Source organism: Cryobacterium algoritolerans, from assembly GCF_004402785.1.
Taxonomy (GTDB): domain Bacteria; phylum Actinomycetota; class Actinomycetes; order Actinomycetales; family Microbacteriaceae; genus Cryobacterium; species Cryobacterium algoritolerans.
Genome location: NZ_SOFP01000046.1, coordinates 235253 through 260349 on the forward strand (window position 1 = coordinate 235253; position 25097 = coordinate 260349).

Here is a 25097-nt window from a genome sequence, read left to right on the forward strand (position 1 = left end):
CGATCGAATGACCGTGATGGTGTCGCTCGACTCGTCTGGGACCAAGTGCAGAGGGGCCGGGACGAACTCCGGTCAGGCGGAGATCTGGAGAACGCTCGCCGCAAGTCCGACGCACAGCACCGCGACCAGGATGAACAGCCCAGCCCAGACGGTGCCCGGAACGTGGGTGAGCCGGGCGAGCTGGTCGGCATCGGAGGAGTGCCCGCCGCGGCGGGACCGGGACACCTGCAGTTCGAGCGCGGTGCGCACGGCGCCCAGCAGCAGGAACGTCGTGATCAGCAGGGCCCCGATTCCCTGGACCAGGGCAGAGCCGAACCAGGTGACCGCGAGGATAAGTGTGCCGGTCACCAGGACCGACCAGAGCCCGAACCAGTTGCGAATCTGAACGAGGATCAGCGTGAGCGCGGCGAGCATCAGCCAGAGCAATCCGGTGGCAAAACCGGCGCCCAGCATCGAGGCCGCGGCGAGGCCGAGCAGGGCCGGCGCGGTGTAACCGGCGAGCAGGGTGAGAATCATGCCGAATCCTCGCGGTCGTCCGCGGCTGACCGTGAGCCCCGACGTGTCGGAGTGCAGGCGGATGCCGCCCAGCCGGCGCCCGGTCAGTGTCGCCACCAGGGCGTGGCCGCCCTCGTGCGCGATGGTGACCAGATGGCGTCCATGCCGCCATAACGCCGGAACCAGAACGAACACGGCGGCCGTGAGCACGGTGAGCAGGGCTGTCGTCGGGGGGAGCGCATCCTGATGGGCGCAGACGCGCCCCCAGAAGCCGAGAAGTACGTCCACCGGCTCAGAGGCCTTCGGCAATCGTCGCCGTCGCGCGGAGCCAGGCCAGGCGAGTGTGCGGGGCCAGGGCGTGGATGTTCAGCGGTCCGCCGGCGACGATGGCCGGGTCGTATGGCACGTCGCAGACGGCCCGGGTGAGCTGGCCGAAGTGGTCGTGCAGCCGCCTGGAGAGCGCGGCGTCGACGGCCGTGGCCGGCATGGTCAGGATTGTGACGGCCTGGGCTACCTTGTCGGCGTGTCCCTTCTGGCGCAGTCCCTCCAGGAGCGCGGCCGCACCGTACCCGGTGTCCTCGCGAATCGTGGACACGACCACGAGCTGATCGGCCGTTTCGACCGCGGCCTCCCAGTTGGTGGCGCGCATGTTGTTGCCTGTGTCCACAATCAGCACCCGGTAAAAACGGCTGAGAATGCCGAAGAGCCTGCGGTATGCCGGTCCGTCGATGGTGGACACGCCCGCCGGGTCGAGATCGGACGCCAGGGCGTCGAACTGGGCATCCCCCTGTGAGTGGACATAGTTGTCCAGGTCACCGAGCCGAATCGAGTGTCCGTTGTCAAAACGGCCGAGGTCCCGCAAAAGATCCATGGCGGTATTCGTGTGCCCGCCGGCCATGATCCGTACCCCAAGGTTACCCATCGACTCGTTATTGTCCCAGGCAAGGGTGTATCCGCCGCGGTACATTCCCATGGTCGCGGCTATCAGCAACGTCGCAGTCGTTTTGTTCGCTCCGCCCTTGGGATTGAGCACCACGATCGTCCGTGGGCCGTCGAAGGCGCGTTGGACTCTACCGATCGCCCGGCGTTGCCCGCGCTCGGCGCGACCGGGGCCGCAGGCGATGAGTCCGCGGGTCAGCCGCACCACCCTCCCCTGCCACCCGTGCTGGGCCGGCCCAGCTGTCGACGGGTTGGCCGGCGGATGAGGGCTGAGGAAACCGGCATGAGCGGCGGAACCATCGGTGCTGGGGGTATTCAGCGTCATGGTCGGTCTCTTTCCGTCGTGATTCACCGGTGTTGCGCCTCATCGGGAATGGAGCTTCAACGTCCTCAACCGTAGGAGGTTCTCCACGGTCGTCCAAAACCGGTTGGTGCGGACCATGCTCCTGCCGGGCAACGGGCACCGAAACGGGCCTGACCTGCCTGCCGGCCGGGGGCCTGCGACGACGAGGCGATTCGGTGCAACACTGGGTCGCAACAGCAGCTCCGCCGGAACGGAGGTGGAAGTTGGCAAAAGTATCGCACAGACCGGCCACCGCGGTAGTCTCTGACCGGTCTGCGCCGCGAGATGCGGTGATGGACCTCACCCGCGTTGCCAGTCTCGTCATCGTGGTGATCGGGCACCTTTTGATGCTCGGAGCATCCGTCGCCGCTGACCACCGGTTGGTGGTCCAACGCACACTGACCCTGCAGTTCTGGTTCACGCCCGTGACCTGGATCGCACAGGTCATGCCCTTGTTTTTCGTGGTGGGAGGATTCGCCGGGGTGAGGAGCTGGCGCCGGATCGAGGCGCGGGGCGAAACGGCGGCCGTCTTCATCCGCGCGCGGGTGCTCCGCCTGGCCGGGCCGACCCTGCCGCTTTTCGCGTTCCTGGCGCTGGCGATCCTCGTGCTGCACCTTGCCCGGCTGGCCCCTGACACCGTGGCGGAGATCGCGACCGGGGTCGTCTCGCCGCTGTGGTTCCTCGCCGCGTACACCTTCTGCCAGGCCTTCCTCCCGGGCATGGCGACACTGCACACACGGGGGCCGATTCGACTGCTGAGCTGCCTTGCCGGAGCGATGGTGATCGTGGATGCCGTACGGATGGGCACACACACGCCGGAACTCGGTCTGCTCAACATGATCTTCGTCTGGCTCTTTGTGCAACAGATGGGCCTGTGGGCGGCCGATGGCTGGTTCGGCCGAAGGTCGCGTCGTTTCCTGCTTGCGCTCGCCGGCGTGAGCTACGCGGTGCTCGGTCTGATCACGACCGTCGGACCATACCCGGCGAACATGCTGGAGAACCTCAATCCGCCGACCGTGGCACTGGCCGTGCTGGCCGTCGGGCAGTTCTCACTGCTGATGGCCGCGCGACCGCAGCTGGAGCGCCTGATGCGGAGTGCGCTCCTGCAACGCGTCGTGGCCGGAATCGGTGCCCGGATGATGACGGTGTATCTCTGGCACCTTCCAGTTCTGGGACTCATCGTGGGAACGATGCTGCTCGTGCCCGTCCCGGGGCCGGTCCCGGGCGGCGCGGGCTGGTGGCTGACCCGCCCGCTGGTGCTCGCGGCTGCCATAGCTGCCCTGATGGGCGTCGCGGCGTTGTTCGGTCGATTCGAGCATCCGGCCCGGTCGCCTGCCGGTGCGGCGGGGGCGGTGCGCGACTGGCGCGTCGGCATGTCGACCGCTCTGATGATCATTGCGCCGTTCACCATCATGCTCTTCGGCCTCAACCTGGTCATCGCCGTGACGAGCGAGCTGTTGCTTGCCGTGGCGGTGCTGCTGCAGTCGCCGATGCCGTCGGCGCCACTAGGCGAAGATGCGAACCAGGTTCACCAGGATCGCCGCCAGAGCCAGGATGATCGCGGTGAGGGTCAGCCCGCGGCCGCGCGCGCCGACCGGGATGACCCCGAAGGCCTTGCCGGAGAGCAACACGCCGATGACCGCGAGGATGAGCCCCGCAGAGGGAACGGGCACGGCCAGGACGATCCCGGCCACTGAGAACCAGAACCCGGGCACCCGTCCCGGCGTCTTCGACCAGTCGACCCGAGGGGCGCCGAGTCCGAGGAGGCCGTTACCCTCCATGTTCGCACGCGGGTCGTCCACAGGCGATTCCTTCCGTTGCGTCAGTCTTGCACGATCCGCGCGGCTGGGTCAGCGGAGACACAAAAACCCCGGATGGCCGGGGTTTTAAACGGTGGGCGATACCGGACTCGAACCGATGACCTCTTCCGTGTGAAGGAAGCGCGCTACCAACTGCGCCAATCGCCCATTGTGGCCTGAGCAACAACCACGAGACTTGATACTAGCCCAGAGCAGGGACCTGGTGCACATCGAGCGGGGCTCAAGATGTCGGGTCCGCCGGTTTGAAAATGCACCGGGATATCGGCTAGAGTCTTCAAGCGCGCAGAAATGCGGGTAGTTGCGGATGTGGCGCAGTGGTAGCGCATCACCTTGCCAAGGTGAGGGTCGCGAGTTCGAATCTCGTCATCCGCTCGAATTGAATCGGCCGAAAGGTCGGTTCTTTTTGGTGTGGACCCTATGTGGTGGATTGGCCGAGAGGCGAGGCAGCGGCCTGCAAAGCCGTATACACGGGTTCGAATCCCGTATCCACCTCCAGTCCTGATGAAGTTTTCAAGATATGGGCGATTGGCGCAGCGGTAGCGCGCTTCCCTGACACGGAAGAGGTCACTGGTTCGATCCCAGTATCGCCCACAGACAAACCCCCGGTGAATTGGGGGTTTTTTTCTTGCCCGGTGCGTCCGCCACGCGGAAGCGACTGTGCGTGCGCCGATCCACGCCAGAATCGGCTAGAGTCTTCAAGTCAGCAGAAATGCGGGTAGTTGCGGATGTGGCGCAGTGGTAGCGCATCACCTTGCCAAGGTGAGGGTCGCGAGTTCGAATCTCGTCATTCGCTCGAATTGAATCGGCCGAAAGGTCGGTTCTTTTTGGTGTGGACCCTATGTGGTGGATTGGCCGAGAGGCGAGGCAGCGGCCTGCAAAGCCGTATACACGGGTTCGAATCCCGTATCCACCTCCAGTCCTGATGAAGTTTTCAAGATATGGGCGATTGGCGCAGCGGTAGCGCGCTTCCCTGACACGGAAGAGGTCACTGGTTCGATCCCAGTATCGCCCACAGACAAACCCCGGTTCGCCGGGGTTTTTTGTGCCTGGAGGAGATCGCGCATCATTCGTGCGGCGTCAGGTGCGAAACCTGGGCCGCCATAGCGCCCACTCCGACGACAGCCAGACACCGTAATCGGGTTTCTCCAACGTCCCGCCGAACACCTACGCAGGGGCCACGGGTTGGCGCCCCGCGTCCAGGTGCGGCCGGAGTCCCTGACCCTGCCGACGACCTCCTGAAGCCCATCCAAAGGATCGAGCACGGTGCCCGTGATCGGCACAGGCTGATAGATTCGGCGCCTTCGCTTCGCGGCGCCCGGGGACCCCAACGACCGGTGGGACATGAACGCCAACGACCAGGCCGACAGGGGAGAGAACCGGCCCCAGCCCCGGCACAGAACAACAAGACAGAGGACGAAACCGCCAACGACAAGCAGCTACGCGGCTGTTCCTGCGCCACCGCCCCATCCGTCTGCAGAAAGCGTTCATTGTTCTCTCTGGCCTGGCCTGATCCTCCCCGGGCGACACGCGTGCGCACACCGTCGAATTCGCACACCGCCCAATTAGAGGAACAGGTTGTCGCCTGCGCCTTCATCTGTTCCGACGGCTGCCTCGCGCCGCCAGGATTGCGCTGAACAACCGGAACGTGGTCGTGGCCGGGTTGGCGGGGACGGAGGCTTCATGTGCGCCGCTAAAGTTGGAGGGGTTCGCACACAATTGAGGAGTTACACACGTGGTTGACGGCTTTGAGCTTTTCACCGACCGGTCCGTTGTCGCAATGCGCGTCAACGGCGAGCTCAGGGACCTCGCTGCGACGGTGACACCGACGGATGCCGTTGAGCCGGTCACCCTCTCGTCGGCTGACGGTCTCAACATCCTTAGGCACTCGGCCGCGCACGTGCTCGCTCAGGCCGTGCAGAACGTGAATCCGGCCGCGCGCCTCGGCATCGGGCCGCCCGTCACCGACGGCTTCTACTACGACTTCGACGTCGCTGAGCCGTTCACCCCCGATGACATCAAATCGCTCGAGAAGGCCATGGACCGGATCATCCGCCAGGGCCAGCGCTTCGTGCGCCGGGTCGTCACCGCCGAGGAGGCCAGGGCCGAACTCGCCGCCGAGCCGTACAAACTCGAGTTGATCGGGCTCAAGGGGGTCTCGACGGGCTCGACCACCGGGGACGGCTCGACTACCGGGCCTGCTGCGGACGCCGAGCTGGGCGCCGACAACGAGTCCGTCGAGGTCGGCGGCACCGAACTGACTATCTACGACAACGTCGACCCGAGGACGGGGGAGACCGTGTGGAAGGACCTCTGCCGTGGTCCCCACCTGCCCAACACGCGCATGATCGGCAACGGCTACTCGCTCACACGGCTGGCCGCCGCGTACTGGCGCGGCTCGGAGAAGAACCCGCAGCTGCAGCGGATCTACGGTACGGCCTGGCCCACCAAGGACGAACTGCGCGCCTACCAGGCCCGTCAGGAGGAGGCCGCCAAGCGCGACCACCGCAAGCTCGGCGCCGAACTCGACCTGTTCAGCTTCCCGGAGGAGATCGGCTCCGGCCTGCCCGTTTTCCATCCCAAGGGCGGCATCATCCGCCAGGAGATGGAGAACTACTCCCGCAAACGCCACGCCGAGGCCGGCTACGACTTCGTCTACACGCCGCACATCACCAAATCGAACCTGTTCGAGACCTCCGGGCACCTCGACTGGTACTCCGACGGCATGTTCCCGCCGATGAAACTCGACGCCGAATACGACGCTGACGGTCACATGACCCGACAGGGCGTCGACTACTACCTCAAGCCGATGAACTGCCCGTTCCACAACCTCATCTTCCGCTCCAGCGGCCGCAGCTACCGCGACCTGCCGATGAGGCTGTTCGAGTTCGGCTCGGTCTACCGCTACGAGAAGTCCGGGGTGGTGCACGGCCTCACCCGGGTGCGCGGGATGACCCAGGACGACGCCCACATCTACACCACGAAAGAGGGGATGAAGGAGGAACTCACCTCCACGCTCAACTTCGTGCTGAAACTCCTCGCCGACTACGGCCTCGAGGACTACTACCTCGAACTCTCCACCAAGGATCCGAAGAAGTTCGTCGGCAGCGACGAGGCGTGGGACGAGGCCACTCAGACTCTCGCCGAGGTCGCCGAGGCATCCGGGCTCGAACTCGTCTCCGATCCGGGCGGAGCGGCCTTCTATGGTCCGAAGATCTCGGTGCAGGCGCGGGACGCCATCGGCCGCACCTGGCAGATGTCAACGATCCAGCTTGACTTCAACCTGCCCGAGAGATTCGATCTCGAGTACACCGCGTCCGACGGTTCCCGCCAGCGCCCGGTCATGATCCACCGTGCCCTATTCGGTTCGATCGAACGCTTCTTCGCCGTGCTCACCGAGCACTACGCCGGTGCGTTCCCGGTCTGGCTGTCGCCGGTGCAGGTCGTCGGCATCCCCGTGTCAGAGCAATACGGTCCCTACCTCGACGAGATCATCGAGCGGCTCACGGAGGCAGGGGTGCGCGCCCAGGTCGACCACTCGGACGACCGCATGCAGAAGAAGATCCGCAACCACACCAAGGCCAAGGTTCCCTTCCAGCTGATCGTGGGGGAGGAGGACCAGGCCAACGGCGCGGTCAGCTTCCGCTTCCGCGACGGCAGCCAGGACAACGGCGTTCCGATCGACGAGGCGATCAGCCGCATCGTCGCCGCGATCGAGACCCGCGCCCAGGTCACCGGTCAGGGGCAGAGCTAGATGGTCCCCGTAAACGACGACGTCGGCACCGGCGCGGCCGGCACCGGCGCGTCCGCCGACGACCGGTTCGGAGGGATCGAGCACTCGTCCGACTTCGCCGCGGTACCGGATGCCTTCCAGCGCCTGTGGACGCCGCACCGCCTCATCTACATCCAGGACGGCCAGCAGCCGGACGAGTCCGACTGCCCGTTCTGCCTCGCGCCGAACATGACCGACGAGAAGGCTCTGATCGTTGCGCGCGGCACGCACGCATATGTGTTGCTGAACCTGTTCCCCTACAACAGCGGGCATCTGCTCGTCTGCCCGTACCGGCACATCGCGACATACGACGAGGCGACGCCGGAGGAGGTCGCCGAAATCGGGAGCCTGACCCAGGTGGCGATGCGCGTGCTCACCGAGGTGTCCCACTGTGACGGCTTCAACATCGGCATGAACCAGGGCCGGGTCGCCGGCGCGGGCATCGCGGAGCACCTGCACCAGCACATCGTGCCGCGCTGGGCGCTCGACTCGAACTTCTTTCCGATCATCGCCAGGACGAAAGCAGTTCCCCGCCTACTCGGCGAGGTACGGCGCGAGGTGGCCGACGGCTGGCCGAAAGTCGAAAACTAGTTTCACTTTCACGCTCCGCGCGGCACTTCGCCGTGCGAAACACATGAAACGCATGGAATAGAATTATACCTATGACTGAAACCACTTCCGCCGAGCAGTTTGGTTCGAGCCGCGTCAAGCGCGGACTCGCCGACATGATGAAGGGCGGCGTCATCATGGACGTCGTCAACGCCGAGCAGGCCCGGATCGCCGAGGATGCCGGTGCCGTCGCCGTGATGGCCCTCGAGCGAGTGCCGGCCGACATCCGTTCCCAGGGTGGCGTCGCCCGGATGAGCGACCCCGACCTGATCGACAGCATCATCGCCGAGGTCTCCATCCCGGTCATGGCCAAGGCGCGAATCGGCCACTTCGTCGAAGCGCAGGTCCTGCAGGCCCTGAACGTCGACTACATCGACGAGTCAGAGGTGCTGAGCCCCGCCGACTACGTCAACCACATCGACAAGTGGAACTTCACGGTTCCCTTCGTCTGTGGTGCGACCAACCTGGGTGAGGCGCTGCGCCGCATCACCGAGGGCGCGGCCATGATCCGGTCCAAGGGCGAGGCCGGCACCGGCGACGTCTCCGAGGCCATGAAGCACATCCGCACCATCAAGGGTGAGATCGCTCGCCTGTCGTCGCTGAGCAAGGACGAGCTGTACGTCGCCGCCAAGGAACTTCAGGCCCCGTACGAGCTGGTCGCCGAGATTGCCGGCACGGGCAAGCTCCCCGTAGTGCTGTTCGTCGCCGGCGGCGTGGCCACCCCGGCCGACGCGGCCATGATGATGCAGATGGGCGCCGACGGTGTGTTCGTCGGCTCCGGCATCTTCAAGTCGGGCAACCCGCAGGCTCGCGCGAACGCCATCGTGAAGGCCGTCACGTTCTACGACGACCCCAGCGTCGTCGCCGCCGTGTCGCGCGGACTGGGCGAAGCCATGGTCGGCATCAACGTGTCCGACCTGCCCGCACCACACCGCCTTTCCGAGCGAGGCTGGTAGTCACTCGTCCGTGAGCGTTGGAGTTCTCGCCCTCCAGGGTGATTTTCGTGAGCATGCCGAGGTTCTTCGGTCCCTCGGCGCCGACGTCGAACTCGTTCGCCGCCCGGAGGAACTGGCCCGCATCAGCGGGCTGGTGATCCCGGGCGGCGAGTCCAGCGTGATGGACAAGATGGCTCGCGCGTTCGGCCTCGCTGAGCCGCTCCGCGCGCAGATCAGAGCTGGACTTCCCGTATACGGCACCTGCGCCGGCCTGATCATGCTCGCCGACAGCGTCCTCGACGCGATCCGCGGACAGGAGAGCCTCGGCGGGCTCGACATCGCGGTGCGCCGCAATGCCTTCGGCTCCCAGACGGCGTCCTTCGAAACCGACCTCGACGTTCCCGTGCTCGGCGCCACCCCGGTGCATGCGGCGTTCATCCGTGCGCCGGTCGTCGAGACCGTCGGACCGCGCGCCAGGGCGCTGGCCACCCTCGCTGACGGCCGCTGCGTCGCCGTCGAGCAGGGGAACCTCCTTGGCACCTCCTTCCACCCCGAGATCACCGGAGAGCACCGGTTCCACGAGTACTTCCTGGGTACGGTCGCGCGGGTCGGATTCCGTGGCTGAGGCCCGCCAGTGACCCGGTTCGTCGCCCTCCTGCGCGGCATCAACGTCAACGGAATCACGATCACGATGAACGACCTCCGCGGCACGTTCCAGGCCCTCGGCCACACCGGCGTGGAGACTGTCCTGGCCAGCGGCAACGTGCTCTTCGACACCGACCTGACGGATGCCGCCGCACTCAAGGCGCAGATCGAACGAGCCCTCAGCGGCAGGTTCGGCTACGAGGCGTGGATCGTTCTCATCGACACGGACAGCCTGGCGCGGGTGGTGCGGGACTTCCCGTTCGATCCAGGCCGGGACGGCTGGCATCCGTACGTGCTCTTCGGATCGGTACCGGCCGTGCTGGGCGAACTCGCCGCGGAGGCACCCGGGCTGGACCCGGCCGTCGAACGGGTGGCGTCCGGAGACGGGGTGCTCTACTGGCAGGTGCTCCGCAGCGTCGGCATCACGAGCCCGTTCAGCAAGATCACGGGCAAGGCCAGGTACCGGTCGACGACGACGACCCGCAACCTGCGCACCCTGGACAAGCTGCTCGCCGCGCCACCGGCTCGATGAAACGGTTCCCCACCGGGCACCTCGGGTTAGAATGAGCAGCACCCAATCGGTGCGATGACCACGCAGTACTGCGTTCGGCGGCACCGGGCCGGCACTGGCCGACACCGATCGACAGCCAAGCGAGACAAACGGGAGATTCATGTCCGGACATTCCAAGTGGGCGACAACGAAGCACCAGAAGGCAGTCACCGACTCTCGTCGGGCCAAGGCCTTCGCGAAGTTGATCAAAAACATCGAGGTCGCGGCCCGTATGGGCGGCATCGACTTGTCCGGCAACCCGACCCTGGTCGACGCTATCCAGAAGGCCAAGAAGACGTCGGTTCCCAATGAGAACATCGACCGCGCCGTCAAGCGCGGCGGCGGACTGACCGGCGAGGCCGTCGACTACTCAACCATCATGTACGAGGGCTACGCGGCCCACGGCGTCGCCATCATGATCGAGTGCCTGACCGACAACAAGAACCGGGCCGCGGCCGAGGTACGCACCACCGTCACCCGCAACGGCGGCAACATGGCCGACCCGGGCAGCGTCGCCTACAACTTCCACCGCAAGGGTATCGTCGTCGTTCCCAAGGGCAACAACGTCACCGAAGACGACGTGCTCGCCGCCGTGCTCGACGCCGGGGCCGAAGAGGTCATCGACGAGGGCGACAAGTTCGAGGTCCTCAGCGAGGTGCACGATCTCGTCGCCACCCGCACGGCCCTGCAGTCGGCGGGAATCGACTACGACTCCGCCGACGTGGCCTTCATCCCCCAGCTCAAGGTCGAGGTCGATGCCGAGACCGCCCGCAAGGTGTTCCGGTTGATCGACTCGCTCGAGGAACTCGACGACGTGCAGAACATCTACAGCAACTACGACGTGTCGGTCGAGGTCATGGCGGAACTCGAAGCCGAAAACGAGTAGCGGACGATGAGCGTCCGGGTGCTCGGCATCGACCCCGGGCTCACCCGCTGCGGTGTGGGCGTGGTGGACGTCGCGGGAAACCGCACCGCGACCCTGGTGGACGTCACCGTTCTGCGCAGCGGTCCCGACCTTCCACTGGAACAAAGGCTGCTCCTGATCAGCCGGGGACTCGAGGAGATGCTGGACCGTCACAAGCCGGCCTTCGTCGCGATCGAGCGGGTGTTCGCGCAGAACAACGTGCGTACCGTGATGGGCACCGCCCAGATCAGCGGTGTCGCCCTGTTGCTGGCGGCCCAGCGCGGCCTGCCGGTGACGCTGCACACCCCGAGCGAGGTCAAGGCCGCGATAACGGGTTACGGGTCGGCCGACAAGGCGCAAGTCGGTGCCATGGTCGCCCGCGTTCTCGGCCTCGCCGAGGTGCCCAGGCCAGCGGATGCCGCCGACGCCCTGGCCCTCGCCATCTGCCATGCCTGGCGCACCGGAATCTCCGGTGGAACGCTGCCCAGCGCGCCCGGTGTCACGGCCGGTACCCTGACCCCGGCCCAGAGGGCGTGGCGCGCCGCCGAACGAAGCTCGGTGTCGCCCGTGCCCCGTAGTCTTGAGCGGTGATCTCCTCCGTACGTGGCCTCGTCCTTTCCGCCCTGGGTTCCACGGCTGTGATCGAGGTCGGGGGAGTCGGCCTCGCCATCCAGGTCACCCCCACGACCGCGCTGTCGCTCCGCACGGGCACCGAAGCGCGCCTGGCCACCACCCTGATCGTGCGTGAAGACTCCCTGACCCTGTACGGCTTCCCCGGCGCCGACGAACTCGGAGTCTTCGAACTTCTCGTCGGCGTGACCGGGGTCGGTCCCAAGTCCGCCCTCGGCGTGCTTGCCGTGCTCACCCCCAACCAGATCGCGCAGGCGGTCGCGGCCGAAGACGACGGCGTCTTCCGTCGGGTCAGCGGCATCGGGCCGAAGACCGCCAAGCTCATAGTGCTCTCCCTGGTGGGCAAACTGGCCGTCACACCCATGGCATCCGCCACCGGCCGCCCGGTGGCCAGCACCGTGGCCGCGGGCGTGCAGGCCGCGCTGATCGGCCTTGGCTGGTCGGAGCGGGTGGCAGCGCAGGCCGTCGAGGAGACGCTCGCCGATGCCGCCGACCCCGACCAGGTCGGCGTGGCGAGCCTGCTCCGCCTGGTCCTGGCCCGCCTCGGCCCAGCCCAGCAGGCATCGGAGCGCCGCTCATGACCATGAACCCCGGCGCGACCAACCCGGGCCTGGCCGGCGACCCCGGCGTCGAAGTGACCAACCCTGCGCTCGAGGGAGAGGCGGAACTCGCCTTCGAGGGTGCCCTCCGCCCCCGCAGCCTGGGCGAGTTCGTCGGTCAGCACAAGGTGCGCGGACAGCTGCAGCTCCTGCTGACCGCCGCGACCATGCAAAACCGAACGCCCGACCACATCCTGCTGGCCGGCCCGCCCGGACTCGGCAAGACCACCCTGGCCATGATCATCGCCTACGAGGGCAACCGCCCGCTCCGGATGTCCAGCGGCCCGGCCATCCAGCACGCCGGAGACCTGGCCGCTGTGCTCTCCTCGCTGGTGCCCGGCGAGGTTCTCTTCATCGACGAGATCCACCGGATGGCCCGGTCCGCGGAGGAGATGCTCTACCTGGCGATGGAGGACTTCCGAATCGACATCATGGTCGGCAAGGGAGCCGGAGCCACCTCGATTCCGCTCGATCTCGCGCCGTTCACCCTCGTCGGCGCCACGACGAGGTCCGGCCTGCTGCCGAACCCGCTCCGCGACCGGTTCGGCTTCACCGCCCACCTCGAGTTCTACGCGGAGTCGGAACTGGAGCTGGTGCTCGGTCGCGCCGCCAGGCTGCTCGACCTCCCCATCGACCGGGAGGCCCTGGCGGAGATCGCCGGGCGCTGCCGTGGCACCCCTCGGATCGCGAACCGCCTGCTGCGCCGGGTGCGGGACTACGCGCTCGTGCACGGGGGAGACGCCGACCTGGCCGCCGTGCACGCGGCGCTGGAGCTCTATGATGTGGACGCGATCGGGCTGGATCGACTCGACCGCGAGGTCATGCAGATCGTCCTTACCCGTTTTGGGGGTGGGCCGGTCGGGCTGAACACCCTGGCCGTGTCGGTCGGTGAGGAGTCGGAGACAATCGAAGCGGTCGTTGAGCCGTTCCTGGTGCGGATAGGCTTCCTCACGCGCACCCCGCGTGGGCGCGTGGCTACTCCGGCGGCCTGGCGGCACTTCGGTCTCGCCGGTCCGCAGGTCACCGCGCCTCCGGTCGCCCTCACCCTGGATGACCTATAATTCGAGTTGGTTCGCCACGAGCCACTCGCGCAAGCTTCGGCCACCGCGCCGCAACCGGAAGGTTTCACAGTTTTATGGATCCGTTGACTCTTGTCATGCTCGCCGTTCTGGCCGTGCTTGTCTTTTTCATGTTCCGCAATGGCCGCAAGCGCCAGAAGGACCAGGCAGCACTGCAGTCCCAGATGGTGGCAGGGGCCGAAGTCATGACCAACTTCGGCATGTACGGCACCATCCTGTCGATCGATGAGGAAGCCAACAAGGTCGCCCTCGAGATCGCCCCCGGCACCGTCGTGCACCTGCACCGTCAGACCATTGCCCGCGTCGTCGAGCCCACCGTGGCCGAGAGCGACTCAGAGGTCGAGCCTGCGCCGACCGCCCAGCTGAACCAGGACAACGCGATCGTCATGGGCGAACCCGAGTTCGGCCAACGAGTCACCGATGCAGATTCCGACGAAGAACCCAAAAAGGGCGACGCGTAACCAAACCCTCTCCCGTGCCCGCGCCGGTGGCGCAGGCATGTGAAAAGAAAGCTGAGTTTCAAGGTGGCAAAGTCGACTCCGGCCAAGAAGGCCTGGCGTTCCCTGACGTGGCTGGGTGTGATCATTGTCGGTCTGATCGCCCTCAACAGCGCCGGCGTCCTCACCGGAGGCGGTTCCTGGGCCCCCAAACTGGCCCTGGACCTCGAGGGCGGCACGCAGATCATTCTCGCGCCGAAGCTCGAGTCCGGTCAGTCGGTTTCCCAGGAGCAGCTGAACCAGGCCGTGTCGATCATCCGGCAGCGGATCGACTCCGCCGGGGTCTCCGAAGCGGAGATCAACACCCAGGGCGGCCAGAACATCGTCGTGTCCATTCCCGGGATCCCCGATGACGCGACGATCAACCGGATCGAGTCCTCGGCGAAGCTCGAGTTCCGCCCGGTCCTCGTCGCGGCGGCACCCTCGGCGGCCAGCGTCGGTGGTGACGCCACCTCCAGCGCGACCCCGTCGCCCACGGTTGACCCAAACCTCTCCACCACCCCCACCGCGGTCCCGACCAACGGCAGCGACCTCAGCTACGTCACGCCGGCGCTCCAGGCCCAGTACGGCGCGTTCGACTGCAGCAAGATCGACACATCCAATGTGGCACCGGCCAAGGAACCCCTGGTCACCTGCGAGTCTGACGGGTCGGTCAAGTACATCCTCGGCCCGGTCGAGGTGAGTGGCCAGAACGTCTCCAACGCCACCAACGGCCAGAAGACCACCCAGAGCGGCGCCACCACCGGCGAATGGGTGGTCAACATCGCGTTCGACGGCACCGGAACCACGGACTTCGCCACTGTCAGCACCCGCCTCAGCGGCCTCAAGGGGGTGCAGAACCAGTTCGCCATCGTGCTCGACGGCAAGGTCATCTCGGCTCCGCGCACCCTGGCCGTGATCACCGACGGAAACGCGCAGATCAGCGGAAACTTCACCCGGGACTCCGCCAAGACGCTCGCGGACCAGCTCAAGTTCGGAGCGTTGCCGATCAGCTTCACCGTGCAGAGCCAGGACACAATCTCGGCCACGCTGGGCTCGACCCAGCTCGGCAGCGGCCTGATCGCAGGCCTGATCGGCCTGATCCTCGTCGTGCTTTACTCGCTCGTGCAGTATCGCCTGCTCGGCCTGGTGACGGTGGCGTCGCTGACGGTGGCGGCCCTGATCACCTACCTTCTGATCACTATCCTGTCCTGGCGGCAGGGCTACCGCCTCTCGCTCGCCGGGGTCGCCGGGTTGATCGTCGCCATCGGCATAACCGCCGACTCGTTCATCGTCTACTTCGAACGGGTGCGTGACGAACTGCGCGATGGTCGCGGACTCGAGTCCGCGGTCGAGGCAGGCTGGAAGCGCGCCCTCCGCACCGTGCTGGCGTCGGATGCGGTGAACTTCCTCGCCGCCGGCGTACTGTTCATCGTCGCCGTCGGCAACGTGAAGGGCTTCGCCCTCACCCTCGGACTCACGACGATCGTCGACGTCGCCGTCGTGATGCTCTTCACCCACCCGATGCTGCAGCTTCTCGCCCAGACCCGGTTCTTCAATGAGGGCCATCGGTTCTCCGGGCTTGACCCGCGTGCACTGGGTGCCACCTACCGAGGCAGGGCCAGGTTCGCTCCCTCCACACAGCTGCCGTCCGGAAAGTTGGCCTCGGCAAGTCGCGAGGCCGCCAAGCGTCAGACCATCGCCGAGCGCAAGGCGGCAGAACTCGTCGGCTCCAGTACGGATCGGTCGACCGACGGGAAGGATTCCTAATGGCCAGCTTCTCCCAGTTCGGCAACGACCTGCACACCGGTAAGCGTTCGTTCAACATCATCGGACGACGCAAGACCTGGTACACGGTCGCGGCGGTGATGATCCTAATCGCCCTCGTGGTGCCGCAGGTCCGCGGCGGTTTCGTTTTCGGCATCGAGTTCACCGGTGGGTCCGAATTCGTGGTGTCGGACGTGCCCAAGCAGGATCAGGCGATAGCCGCCAAGGCCGTGAACAGCGTGGTGCCCTCCGCCGTACCCAAGGTCTCCAACGTCAGCAACACCGGCATCCGGGTTCAGACGGACCAGCTCAGCAGCCAGGCAACCCGTTCGGTGCGTAACGCCCTGGCCAACTCGTACGGTGTGCCGGTCGACAAGGTTACGGCGTCGTTCATTGGCCCGTCGTGGGGCGCGGACATCACCGGCCAGGCACTCCGCGGCCTCATCATCTTCCTTGTGCTCGCTGCCATCGGCATGGCGCTGTACTTTCGCACCTGGAAGATGTCCCTTGCTGCTATGGTCGCGCTGCTGCACGACCTGCTCATCACCGCCGGGTTCTACGGCATCACCGGTTTTGAGATCACACCGGCCGCCGTCATCGGCTTCCTCACCATCCTCGGCTACTCCCTCTACGACACGGTCGTGGTCTTCGACAAGATCAGGGAGAACACCAGACAGGACGGGCCGGAATCACGGCGCACCTTCGCCGAGTCGGTGAACCTCGCAGTGAACCAGACGCTCGTGCGCTCGATCAACACCTCGATCGTCGCCGTGCTGCCGGTCGGCTCGATCCTCTTCATCGGCGCGTTCGTACTTGGTGCCGGAACCCTGAGGGACATTTCCCTTGCACTCCTGATCGGGATCATCGCCGGAGCATACTCGACCATCTTCATCGCCTCGCCCCTCTACGCCCAGCTCCGCACCCGCGAGCCTGATGTGCGTAAGCGTGACAAGAAGGCGCTGCTCCTGCGCGCAAAGGCAGGCTCGGCCTCCAAAGTAGAGGTCTCCGTGTGAACCGTGTATTCGCGCCGGTACTCGGGGCTGCCCGACTTCCGGTAATCTGATTCAACTCTTCGAAGAGGGATAATTGGGTGAGGAAGTGAGGTGACACGATGACCGAGATAACGACTCCTCCTGCCTCGTCGTCGTCAGCGGCGTTGCCGCCGGCCTCCCTTCGACGCCTGGTACCGCGGATCTTCTCCCGGGCACAGCCGGCCGGCGCGGTGGACACCCTGTTGAAGACCGTGCGGATGCACCATCCGAAGGTCGACCTGTCGATCATCGAACGTGCGTACGCTGCAGCTGAGGGAGCCCACGAGGGCCAGTTCCGCCGAAGCGGAGAGCCGTACATCACCCACCCGGTCGCGGTCGCCCAGATCCTCGCCGACCTCGGCATTGGTCCGAAGACCGTCGCGGCGGCGCTACTTCACGACACCGTCGAAGACACCGAGTACACGCTTGACCAGCTTCGCTCCGACTTCGGCGATGAAATCACGATGCTCGTCGACGGTGTGACCAAGCTCGACAAGGTCAAGTACGGTGACAGCACGCAAGCCGAGACCGTGCGCAAGATGATCGTGGCGATGTCCAAGGACATCCGGGTACTCATCATCAAACTCGCCGACCGGCTCCATAACGCGCGCACCTGGGGTTTCGTGCCGGCGGAGTCCGCGGTCCGCAAGGCGACCGAGACGCTGGAAATCTACGCCCCGCTCGCGCACCGGCTGGGCATCCAAACGATCAAGTGGGAACTCGAAGACCTCTCCTTCGCCGTGCTCTATCCCAAGCTCTACGCCGAGATCGAGAGCCTGGTCAAGCAGCGCACGCCCCAGCGGGAAGAATTCGTTCAGCACGTCATCGACGCCATCGTCGACGACCTCAAGGCCGCCCGGATCAGGGGCAAGGTCGCCGGCCGACCGAAACAGTACTACTCGATCTACCAGAAGATGGTGGTGCGCGGCCGCGAGTTCGACGAGATTTACGACCTCGTCGGCATCCGCGTGCTCGTCAACTCGGTGCGCGATTGCTACGCCGTGCTCGGAGCCATTCATGCCAGGTGGACGCCGCTGCCCGGCCGGTTCAAGGACTACATCGCCACCCCCAAGTTCAACCTGTACCAGTCCCTGCATACCACGGTGCTCGGCCCGAGCGGCCGAGCCGTCGAGATCCAGATCCGCACCCAGGAGATGCACCAGCGTGCCGAGTTCGGCGTGGCGTCGCATTGGAAGTACAAGGAGCAGACCACCGGGAAGAGTTCGGGGCCAGGCCCACAGAGCGACACGGACATGGCGTGGCTCGCGCACATCTCAGACTGGCAGGCCGAGACGGCCGATCCCGGCGAATTCCTCGACTCCCTCCGTTACGAGATCGGTGCCAAGGAGGTTTACGTCTTCACCCCCAAGGGCAGGGTGATCGGGTTGCCGACAGGCGCGACTCCCGTGGACTTCGCCTACGCCGTGCACACCGAGGTCGGCCACCGCACCATGGGTGCCAAGGTCAACGGGCGGCTCGTGCCTCTGGAAAGCCCGCTGATCACCGGAGACGTGGTCGAGGTTTTCACCTCGAAGAACCCCGACTCCGGTCCGAGCAAGGACTGGCTCAACTTCGTCAAGAGCCCCCGTGCCCGCAACAAGATCCGCCAGTGGTTCACCAAGGAACGGCGCGACGAGGCGATCGAGCAGGGCCGGGATGCCATCGCCCGCGCCATGCGTAAGCAGAACCTGCCGCTGCAGAAGCTGATGAACCAGGACTCCTTCGCCGAGGTGGCGGCGGTGATGAAGTATGAAGACGTGTCCGCGCTCTACGCCGCCGTAGGCGAGGGACACGTGTCCACGCAGTCCGTGCTGGAAAAGGTCGTCGCCACGCTGCAGAGCGTGGAGGAGAGCGATGCCACGGACCTCCCGTTCGCCCCGCACGGCAGAACCCAGACCCTCCGGAACAGCGACTCAGGAATCCTCGTTCGCGGCGCACCCGACATCCTGGTCAAACTGGCGCGCTGTTGCACGCCCGTGCCCGGCGACAAGGTCGTCGGCTTCATCACCCGCGGGGCCGGGGTGTCGGTGCACCAGGCCAGCTGCCGCAATGTGCAGTCCCTGCTCAAGGAACCCGAACGGATGATCGATGTCGACTGGGCTCCGACGTCGAAGAGCCTGTTCCTAGTGCAGATCCAGATCGAGGCGCTCGACCGGTCTGGTCTGCTGTCGGATGTCACCAGGGTGCTCTCCGAGCACCACGTGAACATCCTGTCGGCGACCGTGCACACCTCGAGTGACCGCCTCGCGATCAGCCGGTTCGTTTTCGAGATGGGTGACACCACCCACCTCGACCGCGTGCTGAACGCGGTCCGACGGATCGACGCCGTCTACGACGTCTATCGCGTCAATGACGGCTAGGTGGCTGGACGGCTTACGATACGTTGCGGCTAACGGTGGCCGGACGCTGCGAGCCGATTCAGCGCGAGGCGGCGAAAGGGCACGTACGCTCGGTTACAGCGCAGCAGTGCCTGCTCGGGGCCGTCCGGTCCGCACAGGCTGAGGAGCGCGTCGATCAGCGGGACGACGTCGACGTCGGGCTTGGGCCAGCGGGCGAGGTCGACGAGCGTGCGAAGCGGCCGGGTCACCCGAAGGCCGGCGATCGTCACCGTGTCCGCCGGTGGGCAGGTCACCTCGCGCAGGATCAGCCGGGCCGAGGGCTGCGGATGCACCCGCGCGCCGACGTCCACGCAGAAGTGGTGACGTCGCGGCTCAGGTGCGAGTCCGTAGATCCACGCCGCGGTCAGGCGTTCGGCGATTGCCCTGGGCGGCACGAGGAGCGCCGCGGCCTGTGCCCGCGTGAGCGGCCCGTCGGGTTCGTCGACCGCGCACCAGAAATCGCCCAGGCTGAAAAGCTCACCGTCCAGCCGGGCGCTGGACAGTTCGGCGACCGGCAGGTCCAGGCCGGACAATACGGAGCGCAGCCTGGTCGTCATGCGCCCAGAGTGAAGCCGGCATGGGCGCCCGGAGAAGCGAAACGGGGATCTGTGGACAGATCCCCGTTTCCACGGCTGTGGACGAGCCGGACAGAACCGGCTCGGCCCTACTACTGCCCGATGGCTTTCAGCCACGCCTTGCGGGTCTCGAGGGCTTCGGTCGCCGCGGCGATGGCTGCGGCATTCTTCCCTGCCCTGGCTTCGTCGAGCTCAGCCTCGAGCTTGGCGATGGCATCGTGCAACTGGCCGGCGAGACCTTCGGCACGGGCCTTCGTCTCCGGGTTGTTTCGCTTCCAGTGATCGTCGTCGAGCTTGCGGACGGCGGCCTCCACCTTGCGCATGCGGTCCTCGACAACCTTCACCGAGTCGCGCGGAACCTTGCCGAGTGCGTCCCAACGGCGCTGGATCGAACTGAGGGCGCTGCGCGCCTTGGTGCGGTCCATCTCGGTGAGCAGCAGTTCGGCCTCGGTCAACAACTCGAGCTTCTGCGCCAGGTTGCCTGCGAACTCCTCGTTGTCCTGGGCGTCGATCTCGCTCTTCACCGAGTACAACACGTCGCCGGCGGCCTTGAACTTGGCCCACATGGCGTCGTCCTGCTTCTTACCGCTGCGCCCGGCCGACTTCCAATCGTCCAGGAGGGTGCGGTAGACGGGGATGCCATCGGCACCCTTCGGGGCAAGCGCCTCCGCCTGCTCGATGAGCTGCTGCTTGCGGTTGCGGACGTCCTTGTGGGCGCTGTCCAGCTCGGCGAAAAAGGCCTTGCGGTTCTGCTCGATCGTCGTGCGTGCGGCGCGGAATCGCTTCCACAGGTCGTTGGCCTCGCCCTTGGGGATGCGAGGCGCGTCGTGCTGGTGTGCCTGCCACTTCGCGAAGAGCGCCTCCAACGCGGCGCTGGTCTGCTTCCACTGAGTCTTGGCAGGATCCTCGGCGGCAAGCGTCTCGGCCTCGGCCACGATGGCGGCGCGCTCTGCGACGGCGGCAGCGGCCGCTGCCTTCGCCTCGGCACCCTGCTGTTCGGTGAGCTCAGTCACGGCACCGCCCAAGGCTCCGAGGCGAGCCGCGAGGGCAGCAAGGTTGCCGACGGCGTTCGCGGTTGCGACGGCCTCGGTCAGATGCGCGACGGACTTTGCGATGTCTGCTGCCGGAGCGCCGCCCTTGGCGCGCTGTTCGAGGAGCGTGACTTGTCCATTGAGCTCAACGTACTTTCGCTCGAAGTAGGCCAGGGCCTCTTCCGGGGTAGCGTCCGGGTACTGGCCGACGGCACGCTCGCCCGTCGCCTCGCGCACGTAAACCGTGCCGGATTCGTCTACGCGACCCCATGGTTGCTGATCTGTCGTAGTCAAGAGCCTCACCTTTAAATGTCGTTGTCTGCCCACGAATGAGCCAATACCCGTCCAAGCCTATTGCAAGGCCGACCGCTGTTCGCCTGAAACTACTTAACTGATACCTGAGTGATGGTCGTCGGGACGACGGGCTTGCCATCGGTGGCGCCGCCCTCCACCCCTGCGGCCACGATCTCGGCCTTCACCCGGTCGAGTCCGCTGGTTACCCGGCCGAGCACGGTGTAACCGCCCACGGCGTCCGCCGGAATGGTCGTGTCCTCGTACACGATGAAGAACTGGCTGCCGATGCTGTACGCGTTTCCGCCCTGGCGGGCCATGGCGATGGTGCCGGCCGGGTAGACGTTGTCGGCCGGGGCGTTCTCGACCGGACCGTAGCTGTAGCCGGGGCCGCCCGTGCCGTCGCCCTTGGGGTCGCCGCACTGCAGCACGGAGAATCCGCCGGTGGTGAGCCGGTGACAGGACACGCCCATGTAGAAGCCGGACTTGACCAGGCTGATCGTCGAAGACACGGCCTGCGGGGCTGTGGCGCCGTCGAGTTCGATCCCGAGGGGGATGCCATTGAGGTCCATCGTTCCCGTCCACGTGCGGCCCGCCGCGAGCGTGCTGGCGGGCACGTCGCCCGTATTCGCCCCGGCGGTGGCGGTCGGCGCGGCACCGGGCGTCGCCGCGGCCGAAGCCGACGGCGCGGGGGTGCCCGGTCCGCCATTGAAGAAGAAGACCTGGGCGGCTATGGCGAGCACGATCACGACGGTGACGCCGACACCGGCCAGGACGTTGTCGCGCATGCGCCGGTTCTCCTGGTGCTCGTGCACGGCCCGCCGGGCCTGGTACGCCCGGATGCGGGACCTGGCCTCGCGGTTTTCGCGGTCTTGCTTCTTGTTCGATACCACGTCGAATCCTCCAAGGGCTGCCACAGGGGCCAGGTCAGACAGGGAAAATGGGGGCACGCGCGAGCCCGGACCACGTTGAACTCTACGCCAGCAACACTCGGCGGCCGTCCAGCCGCGCGGGCGGCCGCCGATGGCTGATCGGCCCCGTCACCGGCACAAACTACGCTGGACTCATGGTCGATGTTCAACCGGGTCTGCGCAGCGGCGCAACACCCCTTGCCGTGCGAATGCGCCCGACGTCGCTGGCCGAGGTCGCCGGGCAGCGGCACCTCCTCACGCCGGGCTCCCCGCTGGTCAGCCTCGCCAGCGACAAGACTGGCGAGCAGGGCTCCGTCTCCGTCATCCTCTGGGGCCCACCCGGAACCGGCAAGACCACGCTCGCCCAAGCGATCGCGCACAGCTCCGGGCGACGGTTCGTCGAACTCTCCGCCGTCTCCGCGGGAGTGCGCGACGTGCGCCAGGTGATGGAGGAGGCTCGCACGAGCCGCGACCTGTACGGCCTGTCCACCGTCTTATTCCTCGACGAAATCCATCGATTCAGCAAGGCCCAGCAGGACGCACTGCTGCCCGGGGTCGAAAACGGCGTGATCATCCTCGTCGCCGCCACCACCGAGAACCCGTCGTTCTCGGTCATCTCGCCACTGCTGTCCCGGTCGCTGTTGCTCACGCTCGAGACACTGAGCGATGACGACCTCGGCATCGTCGTCGACCGGGCGGTCACCGACCCTCGCGGCCTCGCCGGGAGGTTCACGCTCGACCCAGATGCCAGGGCCATGATCATCCGGCTCGCCTCCGGCGACGCCCGGCGGGCCCTGACGGCGCTGGAGGCGGCATCCGTCTCGGCGGCCACGGCCGTCGAACCGGGCTCCGACGAACCAGCACTGATCACCACCGAGATCGTCTCGCTCGCCGTGGACCGGGCGCTGCTGCGCTACGACCGCAACGGCGACGAGCACTACGACATCATCAGCGCCTTCATCAAGTCCGTGCGTGGTTCGGATGTCGACGCGTCCCTGCACTACCTCGCCCGGATGATCGAGGCAGGGGAGGACCCCCGCTTCATCGCCCGCCGGATCATCGTGCTCGCGTCGGAGGACATCGGCATGGCCGACCCGCAGGCCCTGGTCATCGCGGTTGCCGCGGCCGATGCGGTGCAGCTGATCGGCATGCCGGAGGGCCGCATCCCGCTCGCCCAGGCCGTGGTGCACCTCGCCACCGCCCCGAAATCCAACGCCGCGTATATGGCGCTGGACAGGGCCATCGCCGACGTGCGGGCCGGCAAGACCGGCCGGGTCCCGAAGTCCCTCCGCGATGCCCACTACGCGGGGGCGAAACGGCTCGGGCACGGCAAGGGGTACAAATACCCCCACGACGACGTCCTCGGCGTGCTCGCCCAGCAGTACCCGCCCGACGAGCTCAAATCGGTCAGGTATTACGAACCCACTGAGCACGGGAATGAGCGTGAGGTGTCCGCCCGGCTCGCGAAGCTCCGCCGGATCATCCGCGGCCAGTAGGCGAAGCTCCGCCGGATCATCCGTGGCACGCCACCAGGTCGGCGGCAGGAGAACCGCCGGAACATTCGCTGTGGTAGCCTGATCTCGCCTACAACGGGTTTGGCATGCGGCTGCGTCCAGACCTAAGTTGAGGGGATTGCTCTGTAGCCGAGGGTCCCGTGGCACCACCCCTCTGATCTCCCATGACGTCCCGCGTTCTCATTTGAGAGCGCCAGCGCCCTGGATTCCCCGTTTTGTTTGCCGTTCCATCGAAAGGACACCGTGTCTACCAAGTCACGTACCCGCAGTAAGACCCGCCTCTCGCGGGCACTGGGCATCGCCCTGACCCCCAAGGCCGCTCGCTACCTCGAGAAGCGTCCGTACGCTCCGGGCGAGCACGGCCGCACCAAGCGCAAGACGGACTCCGACTACGCGGTGCGCCTTCGTGAAAAGCAGCGCTTACGTGCCCAGTACGGCATCCGCGAGGCACAGCTCAAGATCGCCTTCGAGGAAGCACGTCGCGCCCAGGGCCTGACCGGTGAAAACCTGGTCGAGATCCTCGAGACACGTCTCGACGCCCTTCTCGTGCGTTCGGCCATCGCCCGCACCACCGCTCAGGCCCGCCAGATGGTCGTGCACCGTCACATCCTGATCGACGGCCAGCTGGTGGACCGCCCCTCCTTCCGCGTGAAGCCGGGGCAGCTCATTCACGTCAAGGCCAAGAGCGAAGGCATGGAGCCGTTCCAGGTCGCAGCTGCCGGCGGTCACGTCGACGTGCTCCCGAAGCTTCCGCCGTACCTCGAGGTCGAGATCGACAAACTGCAGGCGCGCCTCGTGCGTCGCCCGAAGCGGATCGAAATCCCCGTGACGTGTGAAGTCCAGCTCGTCGTGGAGTACTACGCGGCCCGCTAGGTCCCGATTCACGTGCATCGCCGCCGCGCGGTGCATCTGAACTACGCTGGAGAGCGGATCATCCTTCGGGGTGGTCCGCTCTTTGCTTTTTATCCCGCCGCGCCCTTCCGTGTGGCGCCTTGTCGCATGCCGAATCTGGAATGGATGGTTGTCAATGTCAGGTGGGGATATCGCCGGGCTGATCGCGGCCGCCGTGTTCGCGGTACTTGTCGGCGTGCTCGCGGTTCCGCTCGTCAAACTCGGCCGTGTCTTCGACGAGACGACGGCGGCCATTCGGGAACTGAGCCAGAACGTAACGCCCCTCCTCGAGGAGACGACAACCACCATCCAGGAAACCAACAAACAGCTGGCCAGGGTGGACACCATCACCGGGAACGTGGCGGATGTCACCGGCAACGTCTCCGCCCTCGTCGCCCTGGTCGCGGCGACCGTCGGGGGTCCGATGGTCAAGCTGGCTGGGTTCTCGGCCGGTGTCCGCGCCGCCGTACTGGCCGCTCGGCCGTCCCGCGCCCGTCGGAGGCGCGGCTAGTCGGCTACGCTGGAAAGGTGCCGGTCGAGTCTGGGATTCGCCGGCCAGCCCGTGTTCGACGGCATGCACGACCCGCAACTGCCGTCCAACGCATGTCTCAACCCGGATCCGGGCCGCCACAATCAGGGTCTCCACACACCTCAGGGAGCATTGTCATGAAGAACTTCATCTGGTTCGTCGTCGGCGTCGGCGTCGGTCTTGTCATTTCCCGCGAAGCGAGCAAGACGCGCCAGGGCAAGCAGTTCTTCAGTGACCTCGACACGAAGGCCCGCGAGTTCGGCGAAGCCATCTCCGAGGGTTACCGCAAGCGCGAGGCCGAATTGCGCGACGCGATCGGGGATGCCGCTGCCGGCGACGCGGGCGTCGCCATCGGAAACCTGGCCAAGCCGTAGGCTGACCGCCCG

At 66.3% G+C, this 25097-nt stretch carries 23 protein-coding genes and 7 tRNA genes; 24 read left to right on the forward strand and 6 right to left on the reverse strand.

Annotation, left to right across the window (positions count from 1 at the left end):
• Window positions 1-72 precede the first annotated feature (72 nt).
• Both E3O19_RS09585 and E3O19_RS09590 read right to left on the reverse strand, forming a co-directional pair.
• Complete coding sequence (locus tag E3O19_RS09585) at window positions 73-783, reverse strand: M50 family metallopeptidase (RefSeq protein ID WP_134567092.1); 711 nt, start codon at window positions 781-783, stop codon at window positions 73-75.
• A gap of 4 nt (window positions 784-787) precedes the next feature.
• Window positions 788-1759, reverse strand: coding sequence for a MinD/ParA family ATP-binding protein (locus E3O19_RS09590; RefSeq protein ID WP_134567093.1), 972 nt, complete (start codon window positions 1757-1759; stop codon window positions 788-790).
• A 311-nt stretch (window positions 1760-2070) separates the two neighbouring features.
• Between E3O19_RS09590 and E3O19_RS09595 the strand changes: the two genes are divergently transcribed.
• Window positions 2071-3474: an acyltransferase family protein gene (locus E3O19_RS09595; protein ID WP_134567094.1), complete on the forward strand. Its 1404-nt coding sequence runs from the start codon at window positions 2071-2073 to the stop codon at window positions 3472-3474.
• Between the two features lie 197 nt (window positions 3475-3671).
• Here E3O19_RS09595 and E3O19_RS09600 read toward each other — a convergent pair.
• A tRNA-Val gene (locus E3O19_RS09600) sits at window positions 3672-3744 on the reverse strand.
• Window positions 3745-3897: 153 nt separating this feature from the next.
• Between E3O19_RS09600 and E3O19_RS09605 the strand changes: the two genes are divergently transcribed.
• The 19 genes from E3O19_RS09605 to E3O19_RS09695 all read left to right on the forward strand — a co-directional run bounded on the left by E3O19_RS09605 (window position 3898) and on the right by E3O19_RS09695 (window position 18951).
• Window positions 3898-3969 (forward strand) — tRNA-Gly (locus E3O19_RS09605).
• Window positions 3970-4018: 49 nt separating this feature from the next.
• A tRNA-Cys gene (locus tag E3O19_RS09610) sits at window positions 4019-4092 on the forward strand.
• Window positions 4093-4116: 24 nt separating this feature from the next.
• Window positions 4117-4188: transfer RNA gene (locus E3O19_RS09615), tRNA-Val, on the forward strand.
• A 130-nt stretch (window positions 4189-4318) separates the two neighbouring features.
• A tRNA-Gly gene (locus E3O19_RS09620) sits at window positions 4319-4390 on the forward strand.
• Window positions 4391-4439: 49 nt separating this feature from the next.
• Window positions 4440-4513: transfer RNA gene (locus E3O19_RS09625), tRNA-Cys, on the forward strand.
• Window positions 4514-4537: 24 nt separating this feature from the next.
• Window positions 4538-4609, forward strand: a tRNA-Val gene (locus E3O19_RS09630).
• A gap of 765 nt (window positions 4610-5374) precedes the next feature.
• Window positions 5375-7348 carry a threonine--tRNA ligase gene (thrS, locus tag E3O19_RS09635; RefSeq protein WP_241981304.1) on the forward strand — a complete coding sequence of 658 codons (1974 nt, stop codon included), beginning with the start codon at window positions 5375-5377 and terminating at the stop codon, window positions 7346-7348.
• Window positions 7349-7957 (forward strand): HIT family protein, encoded by a 609-nt coding sequence (locus E3O19_RS09640; protein ID WP_134567096.1) that lies wholly within the window; start codon window positions 7349-7351, stop codon window positions 7955-7957.
• Between the two features lie 71 nt (window positions 7958-8028).
• Entirely contained in the window at window positions 8029-8931 is a 903-nt protein-coding gene (gene pdxS, locus E3O19_RS09645) for a pyridoxal 5'-phosphate synthase lyase subunit PdxS (RefSeq protein ID WP_134567097.1), read from the forward strand.
• A 10-nt stretch (window positions 8932-8941) separates the two neighbouring features.
• Window positions 8942-9535 carry a pyridoxal 5'-phosphate synthase glutaminase subunit PdxT gene (gene pdxT / locus E3O19_RS09650; RefSeq protein WP_134567098.1) on the forward strand — a complete coding sequence of 198 codons (594 nt, stop codon included), beginning with the start codon at window positions 8942-8944 and terminating at the stop codon, window positions 9533-9535.
• 9 nt (window positions 9536-9544) lie between these two features.
• Window positions 9545-10087, forward strand: a complete 543-nt coding sequence (locus E3O19_RS09655; protein ID WP_134567099.1) for a DUF1697 domain-containing protein — start codon at window positions 9545-9547, stop codon at window positions 10085-10087.
• Window positions 10088-10226: 139 nt separating this feature from the next.
• On the forward strand, window positions 10227-10991 hold the full coding sequence (locus E3O19_RS09660) for a YebC/PmpR family DNA-binding transcriptional regulator (RefSeq protein ID WP_134567100.1): 765 nt from the start codon (window positions 10227-10229) through the stop codon (window positions 10989-10991).
• 6 nt (window positions 10992-10997) lie between these two features.
• Window positions 10998-11600 (forward strand): crossover junction endodeoxyribonuclease RuvC, encoded by a 603-nt coding sequence (ruvC, locus tag E3O19_RS09665; protein WP_134567101.1) that lies wholly within the window; start codon window positions 10998-11000, stop codon window positions 11598-11600.
• Window positions 11597-12220, forward strand: coding sequence for a Holliday junction branch migration protein RuvA (ruvA, locus tag E3O19_RS09670; RefSeq protein WP_134567102.1), 624 nt, complete (start codon window positions 11597-11599; stop codon window positions 12218-12220). The genes ruvC and ruvA overlap by 4 nt, the downstream gene beginning before the upstream one ends.
• Before the next feature lie 2 nt (window positions 12221-12222).
• On the forward strand, window positions 12223-13299 hold the full coding sequence (gene ruvB, locus E3O19_RS09675) for a Holliday junction branch migration DNA helicase RuvB (protein WP_134567202.1): 1077 nt from the start codon (window positions 12223-12225) through the stop codon (window positions 13297-13299).
• Between the two features lie 95 nt (window positions 13300-13394).
• Entirely contained in the window at window positions 13395-13778 is a 384-nt protein-coding gene (yajC, locus tag E3O19_RS09680; protein WP_241981294.1) for a preprotein translocase subunit YajC, read from the forward strand.
• Between the two features lie 63 nt (window positions 13779-13841).
• Window positions 13842-15563 carry a protein translocase subunit SecD gene (gene secD / locus E3O19_RS09685; protein WP_134567104.1) on the forward strand — a complete coding sequence of 574 codons (1722 nt, stop codon included), beginning with the start codon at window positions 13842-13844 and terminating at the stop codon, window positions 15561-15563.
• Entirely contained in the window at window positions 15563-16573 is a 1011-nt protein-coding gene (secF, locus tag E3O19_RS09690; RefSeq protein ID WP_134567105.1) for a protein translocase subunit SecF, read from the forward strand. Before secD ends, secF begins: the two co-directional genes overlap by 1 nt.
• A gap of 98 nt (window positions 16574-16671) precedes the next feature.
• A complete protein-coding gene (locus E3O19_RS09695; RefSeq protein ID WP_134567106.1) occupies window positions 16672-18951 on the forward strand; it encodes a RelA/SpoT family protein in 2280 nt (759 codons plus the stop codon).
• Between the two features lie 29 nt (window positions 18952-18980).
• On the opposite strand, the gene E3O19_RS09700 is transcribed toward E3O19_RS09695, so the two are convergent.
• From E3O19_RS09700 to E3O19_RS09710, 3 genes are all read right to left on the reverse strand, one after another.
• Window positions 18981-19526, reverse strand: a complete 546-nt coding sequence (locus tag E3O19_RS09700) for a hypothetical protein (RefSeq protein ID WP_134567107.1) — start codon at window positions 19524-19526, stop codon at window positions 18981-18983.
• Between the two features lie 110 nt (window positions 19527-19636).
• Entirely contained in the window at window positions 19637-20869 is a 1233-nt protein-coding gene (locus tag E3O19_RS09705; RefSeq protein ID WP_134567108.1) for a DUF349 domain-containing protein, read from the reverse strand.
• Between the two features lie 89 nt (window positions 20870-20958).
• Window positions 20959-21759 carry a peptidylprolyl isomerase gene (locus E3O19_RS09710; RefSeq protein WP_134567109.1) on the reverse strand — a complete coding sequence of 267 codons (801 nt, stop codon included), beginning with the start codon at window positions 21757-21759 and terminating at the stop codon, window positions 20959-20961.
• A gap of 173 nt (window positions 21760-21932) precedes the next feature.
• Between E3O19_RS09710 and E3O19_RS09715 the strand changes: the two genes are divergently transcribed.
• From E3O19_RS09715 to E3O19_RS09730, 4 genes are all read left to right on the forward strand, one after another.
• Complete coding sequence (locus E3O19_RS09715; protein WP_134567204.1) at window positions 21933-23273, forward strand: replication-associated recombination protein A; 1341 nt, start codon at window positions 21933-21935, stop codon at window positions 23271-23273.
• A gap of 261 nt (window positions 23274-23534) precedes the next feature.
• The gene (gene rpsD / locus E3O19_RS09720; RefSeq protein ID WP_134524780.1) at window positions 23535-24164 is read left to right on the forward strand and encodes a 30S ribosomal protein S4; all 630 of its coding nucleotides are present in this window, start codon (window positions 23535-23537) and stop codon (window positions 24162-24164) included.
• Window positions 24165-24318: 154 nt separating this feature from the next.
• Entirely contained in the window at window positions 24319-24693 is a 375-nt protein-coding gene (locus E3O19_RS09725) for a DUF948 domain-containing protein (protein WP_134567110.1), read from the forward strand.
• A gap of 155 nt (window positions 24694-24848) precedes the next feature.
• Window positions 24849-25085, forward strand: a complete 237-nt coding sequence (locus E3O19_RS09730; RefSeq protein WP_134567111.1) for a hypothetical protein — start codon at window positions 24849-24851, stop codon at window positions 25083-25085.
• The last annotated feature ends 12 nt before the right edge of the window (window positions 25086-25097 follow it).

Coding starts and splice junctions, on each gene's coding strand:
- E3O19_RS09590 (WP_134567093.1), bottom strand. CDS start 1,759: ATGACGCTGAATACCCCCAGCACCGATGGTTCCGCCGCTCATGCCGGT.
- E3O19_RS09595 (WP_134567094.1), top strand. CDS start 2,071: ATGGACCTCACCCGCGTTGCCAGTCTCGTCATCGTGGTGATCGGGCAC.
- thrS (WP_241981304.1), top strand. CDS start 5,375: ATGCGCGTCAACGGCGAGCTCAGGGACCTCGCTGCGACGGTGACACCG.
- E3O19_RS09640 (WP_134567096.1), top strand. CDS start 7,349: ATGGTCCCCGTAAACGACGACGTCGGCACCGGCGCGGCCGGCACCGGC.
- pdxS (WP_134567097.1), top strand. CDS start 8,029: ATGACTGAAACCACTTCCGCCGAGCAGTTTGGTTCGAGCCGCGTCAAG.
- E3O19_RS09660 (WP_134567100.1), top strand. CDS start 10,227: ATGTCCGGACATTCCAAGTGGGCGACAACGAAGCACCAGAAGGCAGTC.
- ruvC (WP_134567101.1), top strand. CDS start 10,998: ATGAGCGTCCGGGTGCTCGGCATCGACCCCGGGCTCACCCGCTGCGGT.
- ruvB (WP_134567202.1), top strand. CDS start 12,223: ATGAACCCCGGCGCGACCAACCCGGGCCTGGCCGGCGACCCCGGCGTC.
- yajC (WP_241981294.1), top strand. CDS start 13,395: ATGCTCGCCGTTCTGGCCGTGCTTGTCTTTTTCATGTTCCGCAATGGC.
- secF (WP_134567105.1), top strand. CDS start 15,563: ATGGCCAGCTTCTCCCAGTTCGGCAACGACCTGCACACCGGTAAGCGT.
- E3O19_RS09695 (WP_134567106.1), top strand. CDS start 16,672: ATGACCGAGATAACGACTCCTCCTGCCTCGTCGTCGTCAGCGGCGTTG.
- E3O19_RS09700 (WP_134567107.1), bottom strand. CDS start 19,526: ATGACGACCAGGCTGCGCTCCGTATTGTCCGGCCTGGACCTGCCGGTC.
- E3O19_RS09715 (WP_134567204.1), top strand. CDS start 21,933: ATGGTCGATGTTCAACCGGGTCTGCGCAGCGGCGCAACACCCCTTGCC.
- E3O19_RS09725 (WP_134567110.1), top strand. CDS start 24,319: ATGTCAGGTGGGGATATCGCCGGGCTGATCGCGGCCGCCGTGTTCGCG.
- E3O19_RS09730 (WP_134567111.1), top strand. CDS start 24,849: ATGAAGAACTTCATCTGGTTCGTCGTCGGCGTCGGCGTCGGTCTTGTC.